We start from the raw sequence: 24,401 nt of genomic DNA on the forward strand, positions 1-24,401 counted from the left end.
CCTGCGATCAGGAGGTGACGATAGCGGCGGTCTCGGACAGAACATAGAGCACGATCTGTGTGCGATTGTCCAGATCCAGCTTCAGGAGAATGTTTGATATGTGGTATTTCACCGTGCGCACGCTCACGCAGAGTTTCTGTGCGATTTTCGCGTTCGGCAGGCCGGAGGAAACCAACCGGAGAACCTCGTTCTCTCGAGGTGTGAGTTCACCGACCTTCGCTGCTTCCTGCGATGCTCGCGAAGGTTGCGCGGTCGGTTCGCCCGCCGGTTTCGCCGCTGGTTCCGACGGGCTGCCGAAGACTGTCGGACGTATGCGCTCGGCCAGGCCGACAAGCAGCCGGTTGCCGCCTTCCGAGGCGATGCGGTGCCCCCGGTGCCACATCACGGCCGCGCCTTCGGGGTCACCGACGGCGCTCTTGTGCGGGGACGCGAGGAGCAGGCACCGCGCCTCACGCAGAGCCGCCCCTGACCGGGCGCTGAGCCGAGAGGCTTCGGTGAACAACCGTGCGGCCTCCGCGGAATCCCCCTGGTGGGCGGCGACCTGGGCGAGGCCGCAGAGTGCCACCGCGCGCTGGGCGGGCAGGTCCAGCCGTTCCGCCTCCTCGCGAGCGCGCCCGGCCCAGTGCGCGGCCTCCTCCGTTCTGCCGTTGGCGAGGGCGGCGTTGGCGAGCAGCTCCAGATAGCTGGGGCGCACCGTGGTCTGCAGGCGGCACAGGTCGCTGTCGCCGCCGACTCGCAGCACGATGTCCGCCGCCCGGTAGGAATCGCCGCTGTCGAGCGCGGCGTGGGCGAGTGCGCCGGCCGCCAGGTTCGCCCACCAGGTGTCACCGTCGCAGGCCGCCACCGCCTCTTCGGCCACGGACAGCGCGTCCGGCCGGCCCGGAGGGCGGGCCTGGAGCAGGATGTGAGCCTGGAGGGCGAGGGTGAAGGCGAGCAGGTCCTCGCAGCCAAGGGACCGCCCGATCGACTCGGCCTGCTCGGCGAGTTCCAGGGCGGTGGTGATCCGGCAGGTGTCGAGGTGGATGAGCGCCTTCACCGTCAGGAAGTGCGACATGAGATAGACCTGGCCGGTGCGTCGGACGATCTCCAGCCCTCGGTCCAGGTGCCCTTCGGCGGCGTTGTAGCGCTCCAGGAACACCTCGGTCCAGCCCAGTACGCACAGGTATTCGCTCAACTCGGCGAGGGCGGTGTCGGTCATCGCGTCCACGAGTTCTGCCGCGGATCCGGCGAAGTCACGGGCCGAGGCCATGTCACCCTCGTACGCCTCGCCCAGGGCGATCAGTGTCAGGGCAGCCACCTCGCCGATCTCGTCGCCCAGGGAACGCGCCATCGCCAGCACCCCGGCCATGTCGTCCCGGACCTCCGGGAAACGGGCCGCGGCGATCGCGCAGGAGCACAGTTCCAGACCGAGTCGGACCGTCTGGGACGGCGTCGGCCGGGGCCAGCGCCTCAGTTCGCGGCGGAGCAGCGCTTCGGCCTCCCCGTGGTGCCCGAGCTTGCGTTCCGTTCGGACTCGCAATGTGACCACGGCGGAACGGATCTCGTCGTATCCGCCCGAGTCCGGCATGTCCATCACCTGGTGCAACAGGTTCCGGCTCTCTTTGAGTCTGCCGCTCATGCCGAGGGCGCGAGCCCGCAGCAGTGTCAATTCGCGTCGTGCGGTGAGGTGTTCGGGATCGTCCGGCAGTAAGAGCAGTACGACGTCGAGCCAGTGGGCGGAGGTGGCGGGCGCGGTCCCGGCGCTCTGCCAGGCGGCGGCGACGAGGAGGTTGAGCGCCTCCTGGTCCCGGCCGCTCACATACTGTTCGACATGGTGTGCCTGCTCCACCGTGGAGGCGCCCGCTGCGGCAAGTGCCGCTGCCGCACGGCGGTGCAGGTCGTCGCGCCGCCAGGGCTCGATGTCTTCGTGGACCAGTGCCCGGACCAGCGGGTGCCGCAGCGTCAACTGCCGCCCGGCGCGCCCCGGCCGCACAAGGTCGCGCCGCATCAGCCCGCGCAGCCCCTCGATGACGTCCTCGGGGCCGGAGGCGGTGAGGGAGCCGATCATCGCGAGCGTGGCGTGGTCACCGAGCACGGCGGCGGCCTCCACGATCCGGCGTTCCAGCGGATTCAGCAGCGTGAGTTCGTCCAGGAGCAAGGACCGTAGCCCGAGGGCCGGACCGTCCCGTTCGCCGAGCACCGTGCCGACAGCCAGGGAGGGCGCCGGCCCCGGGCGCGTCTCGCGATGAGCCTTGAGGAGCGTGAGAAAGTACAGCGGGTTGCCGTCGCTCGCCTCGTACAACTCGGCCGCCAGCGACGCCGGAAGGTCGCCCGCCAGCGCCCGGACACAGTAGTCCTCGGGCAATGGTCCCAACTCGACGCGCAGTACGGACCCGGCATCGGCGCCTCGGGTGAGCGTGGCGCCAAGGGCCACCGAGGTCTGTCGGTTCCGGCGGGAGACGACGAGCAGGAAGGGAGCCGGTGCAGGGTGCCGGACGAGGTGGTCCAGCAGTTCCAGTGACGCGGGGTCCGCCCAGTGCAGATCTTCCAGGGCCAGGACGATTCCCGCCCCGCCCAGCCGGCCCAGCACCGCGGCCGTGGCCCGGTAGAGCCCGAACCGGTCTACGACTCCCGGCCCGGCCGGTGTCTCGCCGGCCCCACGCAGCAACGGCGGCAGCTCGGCCAGCGCCGGAAACCGGTTCTCCGCCGACGTGGCGAGATCGGCGAAGGCATCGGCGAACGGCCGGAACGGGCTGTGCTGTTCGTACTCCGTGGCCCAGCCGCGTAACACGGTCAGCCCCCGCGCGCGGGCCCGGGTGGCGAACTCGGCCACGAGTCGACTCTTGCCGATCCCCGCTTCGCCGGTGACATCGACGACCACCGGACCGCCCTGTCCGAGCTGTGTCAGCACCCGGTCCAACCGGCGGAGCTCCTCGTCCCTGCCGACGAACGGCGCGTTGCTCATCGGCTCGCCCGCTCTGCCATACCCGTCGACCACGTACTCTCCTCCGGCACCAGGCCCGGATCACGGCCCCAACTGCAGCTTCGTCCGGGCAACGACACTCCAGGCGGGACACCGGTCCCGGTGTTCACCGCAGCACTTTTACACAACCTGACACATACGATCATGCCGAGTACTCATTGCGACGACATGTTGGACAAATCCTGACCCACCCCACCCGTGGTGCGGTCTGCTCGTTCACCGTTCAATGGCCGCTCGGCGCGTGCGGCACGTTCGTTGGGCCGACTTCGGAGGCGTACGCAACGTCCTTGATCGGCACGGTCCCCCATGCCGTGAACCGCGGAGCGGGCCGCCGCGCCGGCACGGGCCTTGCAGGCCTCGGCCTTCCGCGCGCGCTGCTGCTCCCAGCGGCGTTCGCGGGCCCCGGCCCGGGCGGTCACGGTCTCGCGGGGGGGCCGCGCGGCGCCCCGGCGGGGGGCGGGGCGGTTGTGGCCGTGCCCTCGCGGCGGGGGGTGGCCCCCCCGGGGGGGGGGGGGGCCCGGGGCGGGGGTGGCCTCGGCCCGGGGGGGGGCCCCCCCGCCCCCCCCGCGGCGCTCTTCCGGCGAGGCGTACGGCAGCGACTCTTCCGCGGCGGCCGCCGCTTCTCGGGGCAGGGCGCGGATGCCGACCCGCCGCTCCTCACACGGCGGGCAGTCGCGGCCGGAGTCGAGCAGCACACCCGCGTCACACAGCCGATCGCCGCATTCGTGGCGCTGTGGCAGGGCACGACTGATCAGCCGGCCAACCCGGCTCGTGATCGGCGCGCCCAGCCGCAACTTCTCGTCGAGGCGCCGGTCGAAACGGTCAGCGAGGACCTCGGGTGCGTCGGCCCGGCCGGCGAAGCCCGCGGCCTTGACCAACTCCATGCGGGGCGCGCCTCCACCAGCTTGCGGGCGGCCGGACGGTCCAGCCGCTCCCACACCGGCTGGACCGGAGCCAGGACGACCCGGAGATCCTCCGGCGGCAGGGCACCCTCCCCCGCTGTCGCCTGCCCTGCCCTTCACTACCCATCGCGGGCCTCCCGACCGGAACGGCCATGAACTTCGGCGACCGCCACCAGGCGCACCCGCGACCTCCCGTTCATGCCCGACCCGGTCCCGGTCCGGGCCACGTCCGCGACACCCGGATCCTCCAGCCGCTAAAGAACCCCCAGCGATATGACTGCTGCGGAACGGTAGGCTCGGTGGCCATGAGTCAGAGCGGTTCGCAAGCGGCGGCATTCTTCCGAGATGTCCGCCAAAGCAAAGTGGTCTGGCTTGTCCGTGATGAGAACGGAAGCCCGACCCACCTCTCTGCGGGCGGCACGCGAAGTCTCCCCTTCTGGTCGACCTCGCCCCGCGCCCAAAGGGCGGCGAAGATTTGGGGGCATGGACTCCGCGTTGAGTCCATGCCCTTGGACACCTGGTGCGATCGCGTACTGCCCGATCTAGCCCGGGATGGACTCGTGATCGGCATCAACTGGAATGGGCCGCGCCTGGTCGGCTGGAGCTTCACTCCCGAAGAAGTCCTCAACCGACTGGCGGCGGTCGACTAGCATTGTCTTCATCGAGGCCAAGGCGTCCAGCGTGGATGGCTCGCGGGAAAGCAGATGACAGCGTCCGGCCTCTGGTCGATCATCGTTCCGTGACCCCTGACCTGCAGAGCTTCGCCCTCAGCGTTGTGGTCCCCAACCAGGTGACCTGTGGAAGCGCAGTGGAAGTACGCCCCCAACTTGGAGGGCGAGACGTACTGGCTGAGGTATTCGACGAAGGGCCGGGCGAAGACCCTCGCTACCTCCTCTTCCCTGATGGGCCACTTCATGCTCATGCAACCCCGCGCGAGGTTCGCTTGGCGGAGGCAACGTGCACTGAAGGCTGCTGCGGTGCTCTGTATGTCACGATCCGTCGCGATGGCGAACAGGTGGTTTGGGGTGCATGGCGCAACCCCGATGAAGATGAGATCGACCTGCCAGAGTTCAGGTTCGACGCTCGGCAATACCAAGCAGAGGTGGAACGCGCAACGCTGGACCGCTCTTGGGAATGGCAGGCCAGGACTGTTGCCCGCCTCCTTGAAGAGAAGCTTCGTCAATGCACCGCCTGGTTGGAGCGCTGGGAGTGTGAACTTGGCAGCGTGTCTGCCTGGCTCTGGGAGCCGGATCAGATCAATCTCTTCCTCTTCCATCCTGGCCGAGCCGCCATCAAGGATGGTCGTCCTTGGCTCCAGTTCCGGATGACCTGGGACATCTCCAGTGAGGACGCGGCCAACCAGGCCGATCAGCTGGTGGAGGAACTCACGGCGTTTGACCCACGCATGGCCGCCGATGTCTGCGGCGGCTCACCGGAGTTCGCCCGCCAGCTCGGCTACCCCTGGCCGCAACGGCACAGGACGTGACCCTAGGGTCTGGCCTGGCTGGTTGATCATGGTCTGGTGATACGTCGCCATGAACTGTCGGACGCCGAGTGGGAGTTCGTGCGGCCGTTGCTGCCGCATGCGGCCTCGGGGCGGAAGCGGCTGGACGACCGGATGGCCCTGATCGGGATCGTGTGGAAGTTCCGGACCGGTTCGGCCTGGCGGGATGTGCGCGATCGGTATGGATCCTGGGCCACGCTCCATACCCGGTACCGCCGGTGGGCGGCCGACGGTACCTTCGAGCGGATGCTTCGGGCCGCCCAGGCGAAGGCGGATGCGGCCAGAGCTGCGGACTGGATGGTGTCGGTCGATTCCACCATCGTGCGGGCCCAACTGCCCGGGGCCCAAAAAAGCGGGCTCCGCAAGCCGTAGCTCGGGCGGTCCCGGGGAGGCCTGACCAGCAAGAGCCAGCGCGCCCACGACGGCCCTGGGCCGCTCGCTGGCCCTGGTCGTCACCGACGTCAACACCAACGACTGCACCCAGTTCACCGCCGTCATGGAAGCGATCTGGGTGCCCCGGATCGGACCAGGCCGGCCCCGGAACGGGCCCTCGCACGTCATCGGCGACAAAGGCTTCAGTTCCAGGGCCATCTGCACCTGGCTCTCCCGAGCGGGCCGACCAGATCCGCAACTGGCTTCGCCGCGGACGCCGCGGCGGACGTCTCCCGGCCTTTGGCAAGGGCCGTCTACAAGCGCCGCAACGTCGTGGAACGCTGTTTCAACCGCCTCAAGCAGTGGCGACAGGTATTCGGCTCCGTCGAAGGGCACGTCTCAGTGCCCTACTTCCGTGCCCGAGAGTGCCCCGAACTACCCGGCTACCGGCCGGTGTCCTGGTAGGGCGAGGCGCAGTAGTCGACGTGGTCGATGACCACGCACGCCGTGAAGAGGACGATCGGATTGCTCTGGATGTCCGGGGTTTCTGTGCAGAGGCCCTTGCCCTTGGAGTCATACAGTGTCTGCGGGTCCCCGACCTTGCGGTAGTAGCGGACGGCGACCCCGTATCCGTCCCCATACTTGTCGCAGACCCTGACAGCGCCGTTCGCACCATAGGAAACAGCCTCAGCGCGGATAGCACCGCCGTAGGCGACGATGGAGGTGCGATCGGCGGCCTGCGCCGGTGCCGACAGCACCAGAGCGCCTAACAGAGCCGCACCGGCGGTCAGGGCGCGAGTCGTCTTCCGATACCTGGTCATGATCTTCCCCTTCTCGTCGGCCCGTCGGGCCTGAGGATCCCGCGCGGCGGGTGCCGCCGGGCTTGGCCGGTCCGGCGGCATTTCCTGCCGGACGTCGAGCTTCTCGGCCGCGAAATTCTGTCCTGGAGGGAGGAGGCCGTTGGTGGGTCTCGCGGCGATGAGGTCGGCTGCTGTGCAGGGCCACACAATTCCCCGCGCTGCGCTGCCCGCCCCACATTTGTTTCGACAAGAGCGGCCGATAGTTGGGTGCGCCCCAGCTCGTCGCCTCGAAGCGCGCGTTCACCGTGCCGCCGCCGGCGTTTTCACCTCGCTCCGCTGGGTGCGCTCCTCCGCGTCGGCCAGCCAGAAGAGGATCGGCGGCAGGCCGAGCTCGATCGCCGCGAGCACGATCTGAAACCAGTGCGGCCAGCCGTGCACCGCGAGCGACAGCAGCCGGCCGATTCCGCCCAGCAGGAATACGCCGGCCAGCCAGCGCACCGCACGGGCCGGGATCGGCCGCTGCTGGACGGCCCACAGCCACGCCAGCCCGTAGCCGACGAAGCTCGCCCCCATGAACCGGCCCCAGCTGTCGACCGTCGTGCCGGCGGAAGCCGCCCCGGGGATCGCCGCGTTGCCGAGGATCACGTGGTACAGCCCGATCGCGACGCTGGACCAGCCCATCAACTGCGTGAGTGTGCGCAGAGCCCTTGCCATGATCCCTCCGAGATGTCCCGGTGGAGCTTAGTTGACACGCGTCTACTAGACTGGATGCACTAGTGGACACATGTCAAGTAGCCTTCGTCCGTGCCTCCCCGCAAACGGCTCAGCCCCACCGACCGCCGAGCCCAGCTGCTCGCCGTCGGCGCACGGCTCTTCGCCGCTCACCCGTACGACGATGTCCTGATGGAGGAGATCGCCGAAGAGGCGGGCGTTTCTCGAGCGCTGCTCTACCGTCACTTCTCCAGCAAGCACGTCCTCTTCGCAGCCGTGTACCAGCAGGCCGCGGACCAACTGCTCGCCGAGACCCGACTCGACCCCGCCGACTCGCTGGTGGATCAGCTGATTCAAGGCATGGACGTCCACCTCGATTACTTCGTGGAGAACCGGCACGCCGTCCTCGCCGCGAACCGTGTTCTCGCGGGCGATCCCGTGATCCAGACGATCATGACGAATGAGCTGGACGCGCTTCGTACGCGGCTGCTGGCCGTACTCCCCCTCGCGGACGAGAACACCAGAGAGGCCGTGTCCGGCGTGCTGAAGAGCTGGCTGGTCTTCGTTCAGGTCCTCTGCGTCGACTGGCTCACCCAAGAGACGTGCACCCGCACTCAGTTGCGTGACGTCTGCATCGGCGCGGTCCTCGGCGCGCTCCGGCCGTTGCTCCCCGAAGACCTGACCCTCGACTGGCAGTAGAGCCGGCACCGCCGCGTCGGCGTACTCGGTCATGTGCTCGGCCGGGCACGCTTCGGCGACGACCCTACGGTGGCGCCGCCGACCCGGTACGTCGGCGGCCCGCACGCACCGCTGCGTCCTGCGGCTTTGCCGGAATGGCAAGGCTGGTCGCGTCGGGCGGGCTCCGCGCCGCATGATCGATGGGCAGCCGCTTATGTCCGCGATCCGAGGAGAAGCCCATGCAGCCCGAGCCGACCGCCGAGCTTCGCCACCGCACCGTCGAGGCCCCGGCCGGGCGCCTGCACCTGGTCGAGCAGGGCACCGGCCCGTTGGTCCTGCTCGTGCACGGCTTCCCCGAGTCCTGGTACTCCTGGCGGCGCCAGCTCCCGGCGCTCGCCGCGGCCGGACACCGAGCGGTGGCGATCGACGTACGCGGCTACGGACGCTCCTCCAAGCCCGAGGCGAGCGACGCCTACCGGATGCTGGACCTGGTGGAGGACAATGTCGCTGTCGTGCGCGCCCTCGGCGAGGAGAACGCGGTGATCGTCGGCCACGACTGGGGCTCCAACATCGCCGCCGCCTCCGCCCTGCTCCACCCCGAGGTCTTCCACGCCGTCGGCCTGCTGAGCGTCCCCTACGCGCCGCCCGGCGGCCCCCGCCCCACCGACATCTTCGGCCAGATCGGCGGCCCCGAGCAGGAGTTCTACGTCTCCTACTTCCAGGAGCCCGGCCGCGCCGAGACGGAGATCGAGCCCGACGTCCGGGGCTGGCTCGCCGGTTTCTACGCGGCCCTGTCCGCCGACACCATGCCCGCCCCAGGCGAGCCCGACCCGCACTTCGTCGCCCGCGGCGGCCGGCTGCGCGACCGCTTCCCCACCGGAGTCCTCCCGGCCTGGCTGAGCGAGGACGAACTCGACTTCTACGCCGGGGAGTTCGAGCGTACCGGGATCACCGGCGCACTCAGCCGCTACCGCAACATGGACCGCGACTGGGAAGATCTCGCCCCTCACCGCGGAGCCTCGATCAAGCAGCCGTCGCTGTTCATCGGCGGCGCCCTGGACGCTTCCACCACCTGGATGTCCGACGCCATCGACGCCTACCCCACCACTCTCCCCGGCCTGTCGGCCTCCCACCTCCTGGACGGCTGCGGCCACTGGATCCAGCAGGAGCGCCCCGACGAGGTCAACCGCCTGCTGACCGACTGGCTCGCCACCCTCCAGGGCTGAACCAGGAACCGCAGTGAGAACGGCCCTGTCTTCGCGGGTGGGTCACCTGAGTTCGACGGCATAGGAGTCGCCGCTGAATTCCCAGCCGTCGGTGCCTTCGCCGATGTCGGCGATGATGACGTCGTCGATGAAGCGGTCCTCGACGTCGTCGTCACGCAGGTCGCCGGCCAGCCACAGCGTTTCGATGTCGCTCCAGTCGCCGCGGCGTCCGTCGATGCGCAGTGGGGCGGCGCGTCGGGTGCCGCGTTCGCGTTCGTCGTTGCCGGTTTTGACCTTGCCGCTGATCTCGAACTGGCCGTTCTTGACCAGGTCGGAGAGGGGTTCTGCGGGGACGATGGCGACGTTCTCGTAGGCGGTGTGGATGAGGTCGCGGTAGCTGCGGCGGATGTTGTATTCGGGGTCCGACAGCCACTTGACGAGAGTGTCGGGTCGGACGTCGAGTCCAGCGCTCTCCAAGGCTTCGTAGCCACGGTGGGTTCCGGTGAGCTGGCTGAGCTGGGCGTGCCAGTGCTTGGCGTTGTACGTGGACAGTCGGTGGCGTGGGGTGACCTGGGCGCGCAGGAGGTCGTTGAGGGCGGCGCCCAGGGAGGTGCCGTGGCCTGTGGGTCCGGCCATCAGTCGTCACCTTCGGGGATGAAGGCGCCGGGCTGGATGAACTTGGCCTTCACTTCGCCGAATCCGGTCCCGATCCGGTACGTGTCCGGCGGGGTCTCGTCGGGGGTCCAGAAGATCGCTGCGTCGACCTTGCGCAGGGCAATGAGGGGGTGGCCCTCCTGGACGGCCTTGAAGGCCACCGTCCAGTGGCGGACGGAGGCTTCGGCGACCATGCTCATGCGCCAGTCCGGCCGCCAGAACGGGGAGCGCTGCTCCTCGCGCTTGGGCCACAGCAGCCGCAGGGCGATGGACACGCGCGTCTTGTAGTGCGCGTAGGCGTCGCCGCCGACCTGGACGAGTTCGGTGCGTGCCTCGCGCGCCGCGGCGTAGAAGGGCTTGAACAGTGATTCGTTGGCCCTGCCGGTCCAGGAGTCGTGGATCGTGACCCGGTCGGTGAGGTGGCCTTCGCGGTGCAAGCGTTCGAGCTGCCTGATGTGCGGGGTGGTCACCCACACCCGGCCCTCGTCGTCGGTCCGATCGATGAGCTGTCCCAGCGGGTGCGGCATGCCGGGGAAGTTCCAGTCCGGGATGTCGATGAGGTAGATGCCGGCCTGGCTTTTGTCGAAGACGTCGAGGGGGCCGGTGTGCAGGAGCTTGTTCGGGGCGAGCGGCACGGCTGAGCAGGCGGAGGGGAAGGAGCCGTTGCGGTCGATCAGGCACATCAGGCCGTCCCCGAGGGAGGCAGGTACGTCGAGCTTGTCGCGGCGTACCCGCTTGCCGTTGTCCCGGATGTGCGCGACGCGGGTGCTGGTGACATCGGGGTGCACCCAGCTCGGTTCGCCGGCCATGTCCTCACTGATCAGCGGCCACGGCCCGCCCTCCCGGTCTTCGGTGCGAATCACCTGGATCGGGTGCATCTTCGAACGCTGCACCGCGTCCTTGAGGATCTTCAGGGCAGGGAAGGGAACGCCTTCCGGCTCGTCCTCCTCGTCCCCGGGCCGAAGGTCCTGTTCTGCCTCTGTCTCAGTCTCTGTGTCGTCTTCGTCGTCTTCGTCGTCCGGAACATGTCCGCTGCCCGGGGCGGGCTGGGCAGGAGCGGGGTGGCCGGGCGTGGCGGTGGGCACCGCGGCGCGGTAGGCGGTCAGCGCGGCGGCGAGGCGGCGTCCCGCGGCATCGTCCGGCAGCCGCGGTGACACCTTGGCCGTCTCGGCCAGGGACGGCCCGAGTTCGTCAAGGGCTTCCTGGTCACCGTCGGCCAATGCGGTGCGCAGCGCGGCCAGCAGATGCGTGACGGACGCCGGCAGGCCCTGCCGGGCGCCGGAGGTGTAGGGCAGCGCCGCCTCGGCCAACTCGTGTTCCGTGGGGCTGCCCAGCCGCTGCACAAGTGGTTCGTCGGCAAGGTTGGTGAGGGGGGCGGGGCCGGCGTCGAGGAACCGGGCGTGCAGCAGGTCGGGGCGCAGGTACGCCGAGCCGATCACTCCGAAGTCGCGTTCCGACACCGTTACCTGGACCTTGCCGGGGTCCGTGGTCGCGGTGAGCGTCAGCAGGACGTCGGCGTCCAGGACGCCCAGGAGCGTGGGGTCGTCGCTGTCCACGACCGCGAGTACCGGTACGTGCAGGGTACGCGCGAGGGAGGCCAGGACCTGGGAGGCGTCGGGGAGACGGTTCCCGGACAGCGGCAGACGCGGGCTGTGGCCAGCCTGGAGGCGGTCCACCACCACGAGGGCCAGGCCCTCCATGTGCGGGGCGGTCTCGGCGATGTCCTCGGCCGTCAGGTTGCTGCCGTCATCGATCATCAGCAGGTCGCCCGCCTGGACCAGCTGGTGGGCGACCTGCTGCTCGTGCTCGGTGAGGCGGCCCTGCTTCAGGCGTGGGTACTCTCCCCCGGTCTCCGCGGAGAGGATCCTGCGGAAGACGTCGTCCCGGTTCGGTCCCGACGCCGCGTACAAGACGGTGCGCTGCTCGACGAGCGCGGTCGTGCGTGCGGCGGCCAGGCCCAGCAGGCTTCCGCCGACGTTCGGGGCGGCAGCGACGAGGGTCAGCCGTCCCGGCTGCAGCGCGCCGATCGTGGTGTCCAGGCCGGGCAGCCCGAACGTGGGGCCGCCGACCGGGCCGGTGGTGAGCACGGAACCGATGGTGTCGCCGAGCGTGGCGAGCCTGCGCGGCGCACTGCCGCGGCCCTGAGTTCCCTGGCTGTTCACCGCACCTCCTGCGGGACCGGCGCCAGCCTGCGCGGTCGTATCGGACGAGGGAGCACCTGACGGGGGATCGGCGGGGAGCAGCACTGCGACCGGGGTCCGGCTGCGCCGGAGAACCTGCGGCTGGCCCTGGGCAGCACGCGAGATGAGTTCGCCGAAGTCCTTCTGCGCCGCGCTCAGCACGTGGGACGGGAACGCGTCCGCCTTGCGGGCTGCCGGAAGTCGATCCAGGGGCGCCAGCAGAGCACGGTCACCGTGCTTGTGGATCAGCGTGGTGCGCCCGTCCTGCTCGGCGAGTTTCACGAGGGCGTAGAGCGCGTTCCGGGCCTCGGTCGCGTTCATCCCGGCCTCGACGTGCTGCTGATTCACTCACCCTCCCGGAATCTCAACTAACCTATTACGTTATCAGAATCCACCATCATTGCTCTTGGAAGTCACACGGATTCTCGCGTAGTTCACTCACTTGTGTACTACTGAGTGTGAGCGCTGGCGTGACGATTCCTTCGTGACACCGCACCGACGAGCGGGCCCACATGACGACGGTGGCCAGGGCCCACGCCGGCCCCGGCCACCGCACACTCCGTACCGAGCCATTTCGCTCGCCGGACACAGGGGTTCAGCGGCACACGGCCGCAGTCTGCTCGTCGCTCGCCTCCCTGTCGGCGAGACGCCCAGCGGCCGATTGGTGCCGGTGCCGCCCGGGTCGTCGAGCGGCACCAGCACTGTGGTCGGGGCCGAGGTGAGGGTCAGATCTGGCAGATCCCGCGCTGGTAGTCGACGGTCGCGGAAGACCGGGAGTAGTTCCACTGTGGCTGGAGCAGGGCGCTGTCGAGCTGCTGGGCGACGTCCGGGCTCTCCACGATGTACCCGAAGTCCTGGAGCCATGCCGGGTAGAGGTTCTTCGAGCCGATGTAGAACGCCGAGCCGTCGACCGCGATCAACTTGTGGTGCTGTGCGTACGGGTGCCCGTCGGCCCACGTTTTGCTCGCGGAGCCGCGGAACGGGGCGAGTTGGAGGTTGCCACACAGGGCCGCCCGGGCACTGGCTTCATCTCCGGTGGCCCGCACCAGCCTGCTGCGCAGTGCGTCGCTGATCTCAGCGAGGGACTTGATCTGCGAGTACCCTCCGCTGCCGACGGCCCCCCGGTTGGCGGGGTCGCTGACGACGATGCGCACCTTGACGCCGGCGGCGAGCTTGGCGGCCAGGGCGTCGTACACGCGCGTGTCGTACCGGGGCAGCGGCGGGCACGTGGCGTTGAGGTCCTGCTGCGAGATCTCGACGTGCTCGCGGGCACTGGAGATCAGGGAACGCAGGGCGCTTTCCTCGGGGTTGACCGTGTCGTAGTCGCGGTCGCCGTTGGTGTTGTCGTGCAGCCCGGCCACGCATCGGGTGCCGGCGGTGTCCGGCAGCGAGGGGTGCCAGGTGGAGGCAGGGTCGGAGTCCTCGACGCCCACCCCGAGCCCGCCGACGGCGATGACCGGCACGTCGCCGGTGGCGGGACCCGTCTGCGGGTTGGTGTCCTGCTCCATGTGCGCCTGGCAGTCTGCCGCGCCCGAGGCGGCATACCAGACACTCGCCACATTGGTGCGGTTGGTGCAGGTCCAGTTCCAGAGGCGGTCGAGGTAGCGGCCCGCCGTGCCGGCCGCGGGGCCCGACAGGGCCAGGTCGACGTCCGTCACCGGGTGCGGGGTGTCGAGGTAGTCGCCCTTCCAGTCGTTGATGCCACCGGTGATCGCGGTTTCTCCGTCGACGACCAGGAGCTTGGAGTGGTTCCACGACAGGGCGGTTTTCGACGTCGTCATGGAGGCGACGTCGATGGTGAGGGCGTCCGCCGCGGGGCCGAGTGCGGCCCGTAGGCCGGAGAGATACTGCGAGGGGCGGACGTTGAGGTGGTAGAGCGGTGCGGCGCCGACGAGGACTCGGACCTTCAGATGGTGTCCGGCGGCCACGGAGGACTTCAGTCCGGCGACGATGGCGTCCTGGAAGGCGCCGTCCGGGAAGGGGGCGAGGCTGGAGATGTCGACGGTGCGGGTGGCCCGAGCGATGTTCTCGGTCATCCTGGCCAGCAGATTCCTGGTTCCGTCGCGGTCTCGGCATTCCGCGTCACCCCAGCAGCCGGGGGTCTGGAGCAGCCAGCTCGCCGGGTCGCCGGGCGCGGCATCGAGCCGGTTGCCCGCCGTCCGTTCCCATACGTCGCCTTCAAGGCCGGGCGAGACCTCGCGGAGCGTGCGTTCCACGGCGTCGAGATGCGGGGTCGCCGAGGAGGGGGCGGCGGCAGCGGGCGCCGCGGGCAGGGCGGCGAGGGCCAGAGCGGATATCAGCGCGGCACGCGCTGTGCGCTGTAAGCGGAGCGAAATGATCACCCGCAGAAGTTACCAGCGAGTATGACTGCGCGGTGAACACGACACGGCCCCAGGATTGACCACGGCACGTGGGCATCGACAGGGCAATTCCCCCGCGAACAGCCTTTCGTGGCGGTGCTGCCCAACGGCCGACACCGCACGCGCCAGTCGAACCGGCGACGTCGCGTTCCGCGCCCGCTGCGCTGACCGGGGCGGCGTGGAACGCGTGAAATGCCACCTCCCCCCGCGTGGGCCTCCGCGCACCGGTTCCTCCCGGCTGCCGTGGACGACTCGCCGCGGCGGGGGCACAAGGCCGGAAGGTCATGACAGTCATCGACCTCGCCCGGTCATAGCCGGTGACCCGAGATGACGAGCGCCGGCTTGCGTTACGAAGTGGCTGGTCCGGGAACCCCGAGACTCATGACGGATTCCGAAGAAGAAGAGGGCACCGGGACACCTCACGCACGCGGCTCTCGACCGAGCACGCAGCCGGGTTCTCGCCAGGCGCAGACGATCATCGGACCGACACCGCCCGTCGCTCGGAGGACCGGCCCGCCGCGGCCGAGCGACATCGCGGCTGATGATGACGACGCCCCGGAGCCACCTCGTGTCGACAATGAGGGGAGCTCCAAAGGCTGACAGCGTCGGCGGCATCGAGTGGGCGGCGGCCCCGGCCCTGCTTGATCGAGCGTCGGAGCCGACGGGCTCGACTGGACAAGAGCAAGGACTCAGTACGTGATGCGGATTCTGAGTGAGAAGCGGGTTCCCTCTCACAGTCTGGTGCCGTACGTGGTCACTGCGGCGGCGGTTTCCGCGGCCGCGGTGGCCGGAGCCGCGGCCGTGGACCCGGACAGCACCTGGTACCGACGCCTGGCCAAGCCGGCCTTCCAGCCTCCCCCGCGGGCGTTCGGCGCCGTGTGGCCGCCCTTGTACGCCTCGATCGCCTGGGCGGGCGGGCATGCTCTGCACCAGGCGACGGGCAGGCGCCGCCGTGCGCCGGCGGCCGCCTTGGGAGCGAACCTCGCTCTCAACACCGCATGGAACTGGCTGTTCTTCCGCGCTCAGAGCCCAAAGGCCGGTCTTGTCGGCACGCTCTTGATCGACCTGAGCAATCTCGTTCTCATCCGTCGTACGGCAGATGTCGACCGGGCGGGAGCCTGGGCTCTGCTTCCCTACGCAGGCTGGTGCGGATTCGCCACCGCCTTGAATGCGGCCATCGTCAAACGCAACCCCGCCTTACACCGGCATTCGGGTGCGTCGATCGCCGCGGTGCGCTGTGTGGTGCGCGCCCCGTAGCCGTACCTCGGTCAGACCGGCGGCCTCTCCCGACGGTTGGCTCGCACCTGGGAATACGAAGGCGTCCCTGTCGTCATGCTTCGGAAGTCGTGTACGAGCGCAGTCGCGGCCGCCTTGTCGCCGGGCCTTTCACGTCGGCGCGCCCGGGCTCGTGCTCGTCGGCATCCGCAACGGTCCGTGACCGACGACGGGACCTTCTCCAGCCCCGCTCGGGCCGGTCGACGACCCGCTGCCAGCCTGGGTCTTCGTCGTCCCACGCGATGTCGTAGTACTCGTAGAGCCGGTGCTCCTCGTCCAGCGCGAGGAAGCCCCCGGCATCGACATCGACAGAGGGGGCGTCCTGGACGGTGCCCTTGGCGTACGGAACCTCGAGACGGTCCTCGACCACCGTGGCCTCGCGCAGGGGCACGAAGGACTCACCGGTGCCCGAGAGCCCGGTCCTGACGCTGACCCACTCGGGCTCGCCGGTGGCGTCGTCGAAGAAGAGATGCCTGGTCTCGCCGATCTTGCTGCCGTCGACGTCGTACACCGGATGGTCCAGCACGTCGGCAATCTGTGCTTGGGTGATCATCCTGACCTCCTGCCCCCGGGGCCCATTCCGCGTAACCCACCAGAAGGCGCTGAAACGTCTTCATCGGCAGCAGACGTCGCCCACCGCCGACGCACCTCAGCGGACAGCGGCCGGAGGGTAGGCGATCACAGAACGCCGGGTCACACACAGTGGTTGCGACTCTCATCGCCGTCGCCCTGTACGTGGGCCTGCCGCAGCAGCTCCTGGTCGTGCCGCGCTACGTGCTGCCCGCTCTGGAGCTGCTCCTGCTGGTGCCGCTCATCGCGATCAACCCCAAGCGACTCACCCGGCAGACATCCACCTTCCGGATCCTCTCGCTGGCGCTCGTCCTCCTCGACCGCGTCGCCGTTCTCGTCCTGTGGAGGTTGGTCAGTTCCCCCGCGAGCGCAGCCTCAGCCGTCTGCCGCCAGGACAGCGACTCGCCCGTGGCAGCCGCCACCGGCGAGAACCCACTCGTCCGGCGGCGGGAAGGCGGGTGCATCGTGTTGTTCCTGACGACGCGTTCTTGCGTGGTTCGGCGCGCGGGATATCCACGTTCTCGAAACGGTGCGCCGGTCGAGGGCCCGAAGCCCTGAGAGTCCGCTTCCGGCCCCTCTGTGGTCCATCCGCGTGGCGCCGGCGTTCTCCCTGATGCAGGCTGGCGTCGGGGCCCGGCGCCGACTCACCCTCTGATGCCGGGCCGCCGCACCACTTCCCGACCAGCACCCCTCTGCCGCTTGCCGCTCCTGTACGCCCTCACCCAGCCGAGCCGGACACTCCAGATCCCTAAGGCCGCGTATACAGCACGGGCGGAAAGCCGCAGCGAGGGCGCCGTCGGAGCGCAGTGCCGCCTCCCCGCAGCAGGGTTCACTCCGGGGAAGCCGGAGAGGCTGTCTGCTCAACCTCTCGGTACTGAAGTAGCCCTCGTCCACCTGTTCACACATGTGGTGGGGGTCCCGACAAGCCTGGCAGCACTGCTCGGCCGCACTGGATCATGTGGTGCCGAGCAAGGTTGTCAGCAGCCCGAGAGACGGCGTATCGCCATCCGCTGACAGGGGTTTCAGAGATGAATCGTGGCGATCAACAGCGCCTACCGGACCACCCTGCCCGCGAGGAGATGCTGGGCCAGCCTGCCGCCAGGCTCTCCCCGGAAGCCGTACTAGAAGGGGTGATCCCGCTCTTCGACCGCGTCGACGCCAGCGGGATCCCCGATTCCAGCACGGCGTGACGCATGCAACTCCACTCGGACGAGGGGCTGCTGGAGTCGGTGAAGGCCCGTTGGCCACTGGCGCCCGCTACAGCGAGCGCACCAGCTCCCCCCCCCAGCCGCAACCCTGCTCACCTACGGCGACGGTCTCATCGAACGCCCCGGCGTCACACCCGAGCAGGGCCGCGCGCCAGCTGGGCCCGTTTCACTGCCGACGCGGCCTTGGACCGGGCGATGCCGCAGAACAGTCCCGCGTCCACGGCCGACCGGATCGTTGAGCCGCGTTGCAGCAGGCGGTCGGTGAACTCGTCACCAACGTGGTGGACCACGCCTATGACTGCCCCGGCGCGGGCCGTCACGTACACGGCCTCGTGCTGCACGTCTTGCTCGGCGAGGATGGCACCGCCGTCGTGACGGTGACCGACCACGGGCAGTGGAAAGAACCCTGGGCTCCGACCCGTACCGCGGACGGGGCCTGGCCTTGGCCGGACTCCTCATCGACAGGCTCCAGCTCGAACGCACCCCGCAGGGAACGATCACGACCTTCAGCCGGAGACTGCTGCGGCCCGCCACGCTCGCACACGCTCAGCGGAACAGCCTCCCTCACGCGGGCGGCCGACGCGTCGGCGTACCCCGACTCCCTTGCCAGCAAGGAGAGAGACGCGGGAGCTCGATGCGGGCTCTCCCCGTCGACCGCGGTGGTGCGCGTGTCGGCGAGGACGGCGGTCATGTCCAGGTCGGGGTACAGCTCGGCGGTCAGCCGCAGGAGCCGTTCGGGTTGCGCGGTCAGGCCTGTCACCGTCGTCCGGCGGCAGGGTCGGGTGGAGGGGTCGAGGAGCAGGTGCAGGCCTGCGACATCCATGAACTCGGTGTCGGACAGGTCCCAGATGACCTCGGTTACCTCTGGAGGAAGATCTGCGGCTGCCGCGCGCAGCGCGGGCAGCGTGTCGTACTCGATCGGGCCGTGAGGAGTGATCCGGGCAGAAGCTCCGTCGATCGTCGCGGTAATACGCATGGCGGGCATTCCCCCCTTCCGGGGTGGTGAGCCCAAAGGCGAAGCACCCCGGAACCGGGAAGGGGGCGAGCCGACGATGGCGAGGTGCTGAAAGCCCGTGAAGGGGGCAACGTCCAGCAACTCAAAGACCAGCACCCACTGGCCGGAGTCGCCGGTCGGTCTCTTGTCCATCCATCGTCCCACGACACCGCCATACGTTCCAGACCCCCGGTCCTCGCTCAGGCAGTGGCCGGACCAGAGGAAGGCGCATCAGTCGTGCTTCAGGCCTGTGGGCGATCGGTACGGGCCCGCGGTCATCGTTGGGCACGGTTCGCAGGCCCCCACAGTCCGGGTACGCCCCACAAGGGCATCGGCCGGCCCGGGCACGGCGGGGCACCGCGCTTCTCTCGGCCCCGGGCCGGCCCGTCTGCCGGCGCCACTCAGGCCGCGGTTTCCCGGCACGGAACGCTGCGGATCTCTGCCGTGCCCGCGGCGCGGACGACTGGAACGCTGGAAACCGGGGCCCCAGCCATGGGCCCGCGTGGGCGTAGCGAAGCCGGCCGGCGCTGGTGAAGGTATTCGAGTGCGTCCAGCGACACGGTGCGCCGGAACATGGACCGCCACGTGGCGATATCGGTTGCCAATGCAGCCGGTTCACTGTGCTGCACTCCGTCCGGCCACAGACCGGGCGTGCTCCGGCACAGGGTCACCGTTCCGTTGCGCAGTCCCCCAGCCCGGACACCTCACCGACCCAGTCCTCGGTGCCGCGGCGGCGCGCGGAAATGCGGACGCCGGCGGCTGCGGCACAGGGCCGACCCGCCCTCGCGGCCGGCCGCCTCAACGGCTCAGGGCTGGGATTGGCCGCGTGGGGATCGGAACACTCGCACACATGGCAGCCCGAACGCGAAGAACAGTCAGAGCGTGATGAGGGAGTCGTCTTGCGGGCGCGCGCCGGGCAGCTGGTGGCGGGCGGCGATGAGGGCCGTATCGACGTCACGGGTGCCGGTGGACACGCACAGCGTGTAGGCGACGTCGTCCATACGGCGGCGCACCTCGGGGCCGCCCTTCTCCGCGTGCAGGATCCGCAACGTGTCGTACTGCTCGATCAGACGCCTCAATACCGCCGGGTGTGCCATGAGCATCCTGAGTCTCCCTGATCGCCGTCATCACCAAGGCTTGCACCGGCTCCTGTGCCCCACGCCCCGGCTGGTATTCCCACACGAGTGCTTGGAGGTCCTGGCCGGCATCCGGCAGGCGTTCTCGGTTCGAGCTCTTGGGGTCCTTTCCCGGCGGATGGGGGCACGCTTGCGGGCGGGTACCCGGGTGCGGGCGCGCCGGACGGGGCCGGGCAAGGAATCCGGCCGGGTGTTCAGCGTCTCCGCCCGACTCCGGGGCCGCTGACTCCCCTTGGACGACGGAGAAAATCTGGTCGAGTCCGGCGATCCGCAGGAACACCGCCGGAGGATCCACAGTCTGCGTTTCACGAGCGTGGGTACTCGGCCGGCATGAACCACGAACACTGGAGCATCGCGCTCTCGCACGCAGCGGCCGGAACGCTGGGCGCCCTGCTGGGCGGCCTCGTCATCGTGGGAGCCCTGGTGTGGGCCGTGGGGCTGGGCATCCGGGCACGTCGTCGCGAGCCGGGCCCGCCCAAGGCGCATGAGCAGCCCAGGCTTCCGCAATCGGGGCCCGCGCACGAGACCTCGGAGATGAGGGAGCCCAACGAGGTGCCCCGCGCCGCGAACGAGGGCGAGCGCCTCACGCCGCACCAGCTCGGCGGTTCCGGCAGCAGGCGCAGTGACCGACAGGAGCGGCCGCGCTGGGGGTCCGGGCCGAACGGGTCGTCCGGCAGCGGCGGTTCCGGTTGATGCCGGATCTCCCTGACGGCCTCCCCCGACAGTGAGGTGGTGAAAGTGACGTCGACTCCACGCCGGTCGGAACTGACGGGCCTCTCGGCCCTGGTCACGGGCGGATCCAGGAGCCTGGGGCTGCTGCTGTCCGCACGCCTGGCCCAGCGCGGCTGCCTGGTCACGATGGCGGCCCGCGACGCGGACGAACTGCGGCGCGGAGCCGCGTGGGCCGAGGAAAGGACCGGCAAGAAGTTCTCCACCGCCGTGTGTGACGTCCGTGACCGGCAGGCCGTGGCATCGGTGGTCCAGCAGGCGGACGACCGGCACGGCGGGCTGGACATCGTCGTCGCGAACGCCGGTGTCATCCAGGTGGCCCCCGTGGCGTCGCTCCGCGCAGGAGCTTTCGAGGACGCCATGGACACCATCTTCGGCGGTGCCGTGAACACCGCCATGGCGGCACTCCCCTCGCTGCGCGCGAGCGAGGCCGGGGGCCGGCTGTGTCTCATCGGCTCGGTCGGCGGGCTGCTCGCCGTACCGCATCTACTGCCGTACTCGTGCGCCAAGGCCGCCCTGGGAACGCTGGGCGAGGGCCTGCGGGCCGAGACGGCCGGAGACAACCTCAGCGTCACGACCGTACATCCCGGCCTGATGCGCACCGGCTCGGATCCGCCTCCACCTGGACGGAGAAGGTACGCAGGCTGGGCAGCGGCCTCGACGACCGGGCCGCGCGCCGCTACAACCAGCAGATCCCGGGCCCGCCGACCAGCGCCTGAACCTGGCCGGGGGGCGAACCCTGCGACAGAAGGAGCTCTCATGCGCTGAACACAGGTGCGTGAACGCGGCACCGGTGCCTCGCTCTTCGGGTGTGCCAAGCTCCACGGCCAGGTCCCGGGCGCCAGGCCGAACTGCTACGGGTCCCCTTCTGCAACAAGCTGCCCATCGAGGTCCCGGACGACCGCTTCGTACATCTGCCCGACGTCCTGCCGACGGCCTGGCAGGCGGTCGAGTACGCCGGCCTCCCCGACTGCTCCACGGTGACCGTCCTCGGGCTCGGCCCGATCGGTGACATGGCGGCGCGGATCGCCCAGCATCGCGGAGCCGGTCTGGTCATCTGGATCGACCCGGTCGCCGACCGGCTCACCCGCGCCTGTGCACATGGCGTCACGTTCCCGTCCGAGCGCGGCACGAGGTTGTGCGAGCACTGTGCCCGTGTACGTGAACTGCCGCACCGGGCAGGGCTGGTGGACGACGAGGGGGCCGGGGTCCGGCGCGATGTCGAAGGCCTCGACGCCCACACCGAGATCTGAAGGCACAACGGTGGGGACCGGTAGGTCCCCGGCGAGGACCCTCACCCTTTTCGGGTGCGGTCGGCGGTGCCCGGCGGAACATCCCGGATCTCCTCGGCGGCGTCGGCGAAGCACCGTCCCAGGAATGGGTACTCGGACGGATCCGACGGCCGGCCACGGCTTCCTCCCGGCAGGGGACGGATGTGGCGGAAGAGAGGCCTCTGATGACACGACGCGACGACGGAATGCTGCAGATGCTGAGGAGCCTGCTGGCAGGCAGCCACGTGATGTCCTTCGAGCAGTTGCCGTCGCGGGTGGCCGAGGAGGCTTCTGCGGCCGGCTTCGACGACGTGCGCGTCTACCTCGGCGACCTTCAGCGTGACGTTCTGCGCCTGCTCACCGGCGAGGGGCCGGACGCCGCGCAGTGGACCGGGGACGCTCAGGCGGAGATGCCGGTCGAGGGCACCGTCGCCGGGCGCGCCTACCAGTACGGGCAGATCGTGGCCGCGGCCGGCGGCGATGACGCGTACCAGACCTGGTGGGTACCCCTCCTGGACGGCACCGAGCGCCTGGGCGTCCTGCGCGTGACCAACGCCCAGGACGGTGACGGTGACGGTCTGCACGAGGACATGCTGACGCTGGCGTCGGTGGTGGCCATGCTGGTCGTCAGCAGCCGCGACACCAGCGACTCCCACGCCCGTCTGACCCGTGTCAAGGCGATGAACGTCGCGGCCGAGATGCAGTGGACACTGATGCCGCCGCGCACCTACGCCGACGACCGGGTCATCATCGGTGCCGCCCTGGAACCGGCCTACGAGGTCGGGGGCGACGCCTACGACTACGCCGTCGCCGGAGACACCATCCACTTCTCCGTCTTCGACGCCATGGGACACGACACCTCCGCCGGACTCACCGCCAACCTCGCCGTGGCCGCCTGCCGCAACCACCGCCGTCAAGGCACTCCCCTGGACCAGCTCGGGGACCGCATCGAGCAGGTTCTGATGGAGCAGTTCGGCCACAGCCGGTACGTGACCGGGATCCTCGCCGATCTGGACACCAGGAGCGGCATCCTGACCTGGGTCAACCACGGCCATCATCCGCCGATCGTGATCCGCGGCGGACGCTGGTCCACACTCCTGAAGTGCCCGCCGTCCCACCCCATGGGCACCGACCTGGACCTGCCCACCGTGGTCTGCAACGAGCAGCTCGAACCCGGCGACCGTCTCGTCCTCTACACCGACGGCATCACCGAAGCCCGCATCGGAGGCAATGAGTTCGGCCTCGCGCACTTCATCGACTTCCTCGTCCGCCACCACAGCGACGGCCTGCCCGTCCCAGAGACCCTTCGCCGTCTCATCCGCGCCCTGCTCCAGCATCACGACCAGCACCTTCAGGACGACGCCACCATCCTGCTGTGCGAATGGTTCGGCGCCCAGCCCCGGACCATCAAGGTCGTCGCACCGCAGGCCGGTGTACCGCTTCCTTCGGAGGTCCCGCTTCCCTCCGATCGTGGCTGCCGGCAGGGCGCCGGCGCGGGCCTACCCGCCTTGCGGTGAGCGGCAGCGGCACCGGCCCGATGCATTCTTCCGTTGCTGCCTGCTCAGCGACGAGCGCCCGCGGGCACCGCGCTTCCTGGCCTCCTCGTACGGCTGGTCCCTGGTGGGGATTCTGGGCGCCGGAGTCGGACTGCTCACCACCTCGCTGGGACGCCGGCTTGGGGTCGCGCGGGGACGCCTTGCCCGCCGTCTCGGACTCGCCTTCAGCGGTGGCCGTCGGGGTGGAGGACGACCTTGGTCCATCCGTCGTCACGGCGGTCGAAGTGCTCGTACGCGGAGGGCGCCTCGTCCAGGCCGAGTTCATGGGACACGAGGAAGCCCGGCTTCGCCCTGCCACCCGCGATCAGGTCCCGCAGCGCGCGGTTGTACCGCTTGACCGGAGCCTGGCCTGTGCCCATCGTCTGGCCCTTGAACCACATCAGGCCGTAGTCCAGGGGCAGTTTGCCGTGGGCCTCCAGCTCGCCCTGCGCGTCCTCGCCGCCGGGGTCCTCGGGCAGATAGACGCCCACCACGCCGATGCCGCCGGTGAAGCGTACGGCGTCGATCAGCTGATTGACCGTGAGGGCGGCGTCCTCATGACCGTCGGCGTCGTGGGCCTGGTAGCCGACGCACTCGCATCCGTTGTCCGCCCCCAGGCCCAGGGTCGCCTCCTTCACCACCTCGGCCGGGTCCGCCTCGCGCGTGTCGATCGCCACCGCGCCGATCTCCTCGGCGAGCCCCAGCCGGTCCTTGTGGTGATCGGCCACCCAGACCCGGCCGGCCCCCTTGAGGATCGCGGAGTAGGCGGCCATCAGGCCGACCGGACCGGCGCCCATCACGAGCGTCTGGTCGCCCGGCCGCACCCCGGCCATCTCGGTGGCGTGGTAGCCGGTCGGGAAGATGTCCGCCAGCATCACATAGTCCAGTTGGCGCTCGGCGGCGTCCTCGCCGAGCCTCAGCGCGTTGAAGTCTCCGTACGGTACGCGCAACAGCTCCGCCTGGCCGCCCTGGTAGGGGCCCATCCCGGCGAACCCGTAGGCCGCCCCGGCGAGGGAGGGTTCCGGCTGCATCGTCAGGCAGTAGTTCGTGAGCCCCCGTTCGCATTGCTTGCAGAAGCCGCAGGCGATGTTGAACGGAAGCACCACGTAGTCACCCACCTGGACCTTGGTGACGACGGAGCCGACCTCGACCACCTGTCCCAGGTTCTCGTGGCCGAGGGTGCGGCCCGGTTCGAACGAGGTGCGCCCCTCGTACATGTGCAGGTCGGAACCGCAGATGTTCGTCGTGGTGATCTGCACCAGGATGTCGCAGGGGTGCTCGATCCGGGCGTCCGGGACGTCCTTGACGCTGACGTCGCGCGGGCCTTCGTATACCGCTGCCTTCATGATCTCTCC

At 69.6% G+C, this 24,401-nt stretch carries 21 protein-coding genes and 1 pseudogene; 12 read left to right on the plus strand and 10 right to left on the minus strand.

The annotated features are described in order from the left end of the window. Nucleotides 1-7 precede the first annotated feature (7 nt). Nucleotides 8-2,977 carry a helix-turn-helix transcriptional regulator gene (locus ACFWI4_RS07585; RefSeq protein WP_387191991.1) on the minus strand — a complete coding sequence of 990 codons (2,970 nt, stop codon included), beginning with the start codon at nucleotides 2,975-2,977 and terminating at the stop codon, nucleotides 8-10. A 1,192-nt stretch (nucleotides 2,978-4,169) separates the two neighbouring features. On the opposite strand from ACFWI4_RS07585, the gene ACFWI4_RS07590 reads away from it, so the two are divergent. From ACFWI4_RS07590 to ACFWI4_RS07600, 3 genes are all read left to right on the plus strand, one after another. Then, nucleotides 4,170-4,514 carry a DUF2750 domain-containing protein gene (locus tag ACFWI4_RS07590; protein WP_387191993.1) on the plus strand — a complete coding sequence of 115 codons (345 nt, stop codon included), beginning with the start codon at nucleotides 4,170-4,172 and terminating at the stop codon, nucleotides 4,512-4,514. Nucleotides 4,515-4,603: 89 nt separating this feature from the next. Then, nucleotides 4,604-5,350 (plus strand): hypothetical protein, encoded by a 747-nt coding sequence (locus tag ACFWI4_RS07595; protein WP_387191995.1) that lies wholly within the window; start codon nucleotides 4,604-4,606, stop codon nucleotides 5,348-5,350. A gap of 36 nt (nucleotides 5,351-5,386) precedes the next feature. Further along, nucleotides 5,387-5,740, plus strand: coding sequence for a transposase (locus ACFWI4_RS07600; protein ID WP_387191997.1), 354 nt, complete (start codon nucleotides 5,387-5,389; stop codon nucleotides 5,738-5,740). Nucleotides 5,741-6,183: 443 nt separating this feature from the next. Here the strand turns inward: ACFWI4_RS07600 and ACFWI4_RS07605 are convergent, their stop codons facing one another. Together ACFWI4_RS07605 and ACFWI4_RS07610 are read right to left on the minus strand one after the other, a co-directional pair. Continuing rightward, nucleotides 6,184-6,561 carry a hypothetical protein gene (locus ACFWI4_RS07605; protein ID WP_387191999.1) on the minus strand — a complete coding sequence of 126 codons (378 nt, stop codon included), beginning with the start codon at nucleotides 6,559-6,561 and terminating at the stop codon, nucleotides 6,184-6,186. Nucleotides 6,562-6,840: 279 nt separating this feature from the next. Further along, nucleotides 6,841-7,254: a DUF4345 domain-containing protein gene (locus ACFWI4_RS07610; RefSeq protein ID WP_387192001.1), complete on the minus strand. Its 414-nt coding sequence runs from the start codon at nucleotides 7,252-7,254 to the stop codon at nucleotides 6,841-6,843. 90 nt (nucleotides 7,255-7,344) lie between these two features. Between ACFWI4_RS07610 and ACFWI4_RS07615 the strand changes: the two genes are divergently transcribed. Together ACFWI4_RS07615 and ACFWI4_RS07620 are read left to right on the plus strand one after the other, a co-directional pair. After that, nucleotides 7,345-7,950, plus strand: a complete 606-nt coding sequence (locus ACFWI4_RS07615) for a TetR/AcrR family transcriptional regulator (protein WP_387192003.1) — start codon at nucleotides 7,345-7,347, stop codon at nucleotides 7,948-7,950. A gap of 218 nt (nucleotides 7,951-8,168) precedes the next feature. Continuing rightward, nucleotides 8,169-9,155, plus strand: coding sequence for an alpha/beta fold hydrolase (locus tag ACFWI4_RS07620; protein WP_387192005.1), 987 nt, complete (start codon nucleotides 8,169-8,171; stop codon nucleotides 9,153-9,155). A gap of 42 nt (nucleotides 9,156-9,197) precedes the next feature. Here ACFWI4_RS07620 and ACFWI4_RS07625 read toward each other — a convergent pair whose 3' ends face one another. From ACFWI4_RS07625 to ACFWI4_RS07635, 3 genes are all read right to left on the minus strand, one after another. Further along, a complete protein-coding gene (locus ACFWI4_RS07625) occupies nucleotides 9,198-9,770 on the minus strand; it encodes a hypothetical protein (protein ID WP_387192007.1) in 573 nt (190 codons plus the stop codon). Then, nucleotides 9,770-12,289: a DnaB-like helicase C-terminal domain-containing protein gene (locus ACFWI4_RS07630; RefSeq protein ID WP_387192249.1), complete on the minus strand. Its 2,520-nt coding sequence runs from the start codon at nucleotides 12,287-12,289 to the stop codon at nucleotides 9,770-9,772. The genes ACFWI4_RS07625 and ACFWI4_RS07630 overlap by 1 nt, the downstream gene beginning before the upstream one ends. Before the next feature lie 404 nt (nucleotides 12,290-12,693). Continuing rightward, on the minus strand, nucleotides 12,694-14,310 hold the full coding sequence (locus ACFWI4_RS07635) for a phospholipase D-like domain-containing protein (protein WP_387192009.1): 1,617 nt from the start codon (nucleotides 14,308-14,310) through the stop codon (nucleotides 12,694-12,696). 717 nt (nucleotides 14,311-15,027) lie between these two features. Here ACFWI4_RS07635 and ACFWI4_RS07640 point away from each other — a divergent pair. Continuing rightward, the gene (locus tag ACFWI4_RS07640; RefSeq protein ID WP_387192251.1) at nucleotides 15,028-15,585 is read left to right on the plus strand and encodes a TspO/MBR family protein; all 558 of its coding nucleotides are present in this window, start codon (nucleotides 15,028-15,030) and stop codon (nucleotides 15,583-15,585) included. A gap of 73 nt (nucleotides 15,586-15,658) precedes the next feature. Here ACFWI4_RS07640 and ACFWI4_RS07645 read toward each other — a convergent pair whose 3' ends face one another. Further along, nucleotides 15,659-16,156, minus strand: a complete 498-nt coding sequence (locus ACFWI4_RS07645) for a PRC-barrel domain-containing protein (RefSeq protein WP_387192011.1) — start codon at nucleotides 16,154-16,156, stop codon at nucleotides 15,659-15,661. Nucleotides 16,157-16,305: 149 nt separating this feature from the next. Here ACFWI4_RS07645 and ACFWI4_RS07650 point away from each other — a divergent pair, with 149 nt between their 5' ends. Then, complete coding sequence (locus ACFWI4_RS07650; RefSeq protein WP_387192013.1) at nucleotides 16,306-16,731, plus strand: hypothetical protein; 426 nt, start codon at nucleotides 16,306-16,308, stop codon at nucleotides 16,729-16,731. A 778-nt stretch (nucleotides 16,732-17,509) separates the two neighbouring features. Here the strand turns inward: ACFWI4_RS07650 and ACFWI4_RS07655 are convergent. Then, nucleotides 17,510-17,722 (minus strand): hypothetical protein, encoded by a 213-nt coding sequence (locus ACFWI4_RS07655; RefSeq protein ID WP_387192261.1) that lies wholly within the window; start codon nucleotides 17,720-17,722, stop codon nucleotides 17,510-17,512. On the opposite strand from ACFWI4_RS07655, the gene ACFWI4_RS07660 reads away from it, so the two are divergent. Then, nucleotides 17,663-18,310, plus strand: coding sequence for a hypothetical protein (locus tag ACFWI4_RS07660; protein ID WP_387192253.1), 648 nt, complete (start codon nucleotides 17,663-17,665; stop codon nucleotides 18,308-18,310). The two genes, ACFWI4_RS07655 and ACFWI4_RS07660, sit on opposite strands and share 60 nt — an antisense overlap. Nucleotides 18,311-19,250: 940 nt before the next feature. Here ACFWI4_RS07660 and ACFWI4_RS07665 read toward each other — a convergent pair. Beyond that, a complete protein-coding gene (locus ACFWI4_RS07665; protein ID WP_387192015.1) occupies nucleotides 19,251-19,478 on the minus strand; it encodes a DUF5133 domain-containing protein in 228 nt (75 codons plus the stop codon). A gap of 363 nt (nucleotides 19,479-19,841) precedes the next feature. Here ACFWI4_RS07665 and ACFWI4_RS07670 point away from each other — a divergent pair, with 363 nt between their 5' ends. The 4 genes and pseudogenes from ACFWI4_RS07670 to ACFWI4_RS07685 all read left to right on the plus strand — a co-directional run bounded on the left by ACFWI4_RS07670 (nucleotide 19,842) and on the right by ACFWI4_RS07685 (nucleotide 23,028). After that, a complete protein-coding gene (locus ACFWI4_RS07670) occupies nucleotides 19,842-20,204 on the plus strand; it encodes a DUF6479 family protein (protein WP_387192017.1) in 363 nt (120 codons plus the stop codon). A 45-nt stretch (nucleotides 20,205-20,249) separates the two neighbouring features. Then, the gene (locus ACFWI4_RS07675) at nucleotides 20,250-21,008 is read left to right on the plus strand and encodes an SDR family NAD(P)-dependent oxidoreductase (RefSeq protein WP_387192019.1); all 759 of its coding nucleotides are present in this window, start codon (nucleotides 20,250-20,252) and stop codon (nucleotides 21,006-21,008) included. Then, nucleotides 21,009-21,349 (plus strand): annotated as a pseudogene (locus ACFWI4_RS07680) (glutathione-dependent formaldehyde dehydrogenase); the annotation flags it as partial. Nucleotides 21,350-21,696: 347 nt separating this feature from the next. Further along, nucleotides 21,697-23,028: a PP2C family protein-serine/threonine phosphatase gene (locus tag ACFWI4_RS07685; protein WP_387192021.1), complete on the plus strand. Its 1,332-nt coding sequence runs from the start codon at nucleotides 21,697-21,699 to the stop codon at nucleotides 23,026-23,028. Between the two features lie 203 nt (nucleotides 23,029-23,231). Here the strand turns inward: ACFWI4_RS07685 and ACFWI4_RS07690 are convergent, their stop codons facing one another. Beyond that, nucleotides 23,232-24,392, minus strand: a complete 1,161-nt coding sequence (locus ACFWI4_RS07690; protein ID WP_387192023.1) for a glutathione-independent formaldehyde dehydrogenase — start codon at nucleotides 24,390-24,392, stop codon at nucleotides 23,232-23,234. Nucleotides 24,393-24,401: the final 9 nt, after the last annotated feature.

Source organism: Streptomyces sp. NPDC127038 (assembly GCF_042725875.1).
In the GTDB taxonomy this organism is placed as follows: domain Bacteria; phylum Actinomycetota; class Actinomycetes; order Streptomycetales; family Streptomycetaceae; genus Streptomyces.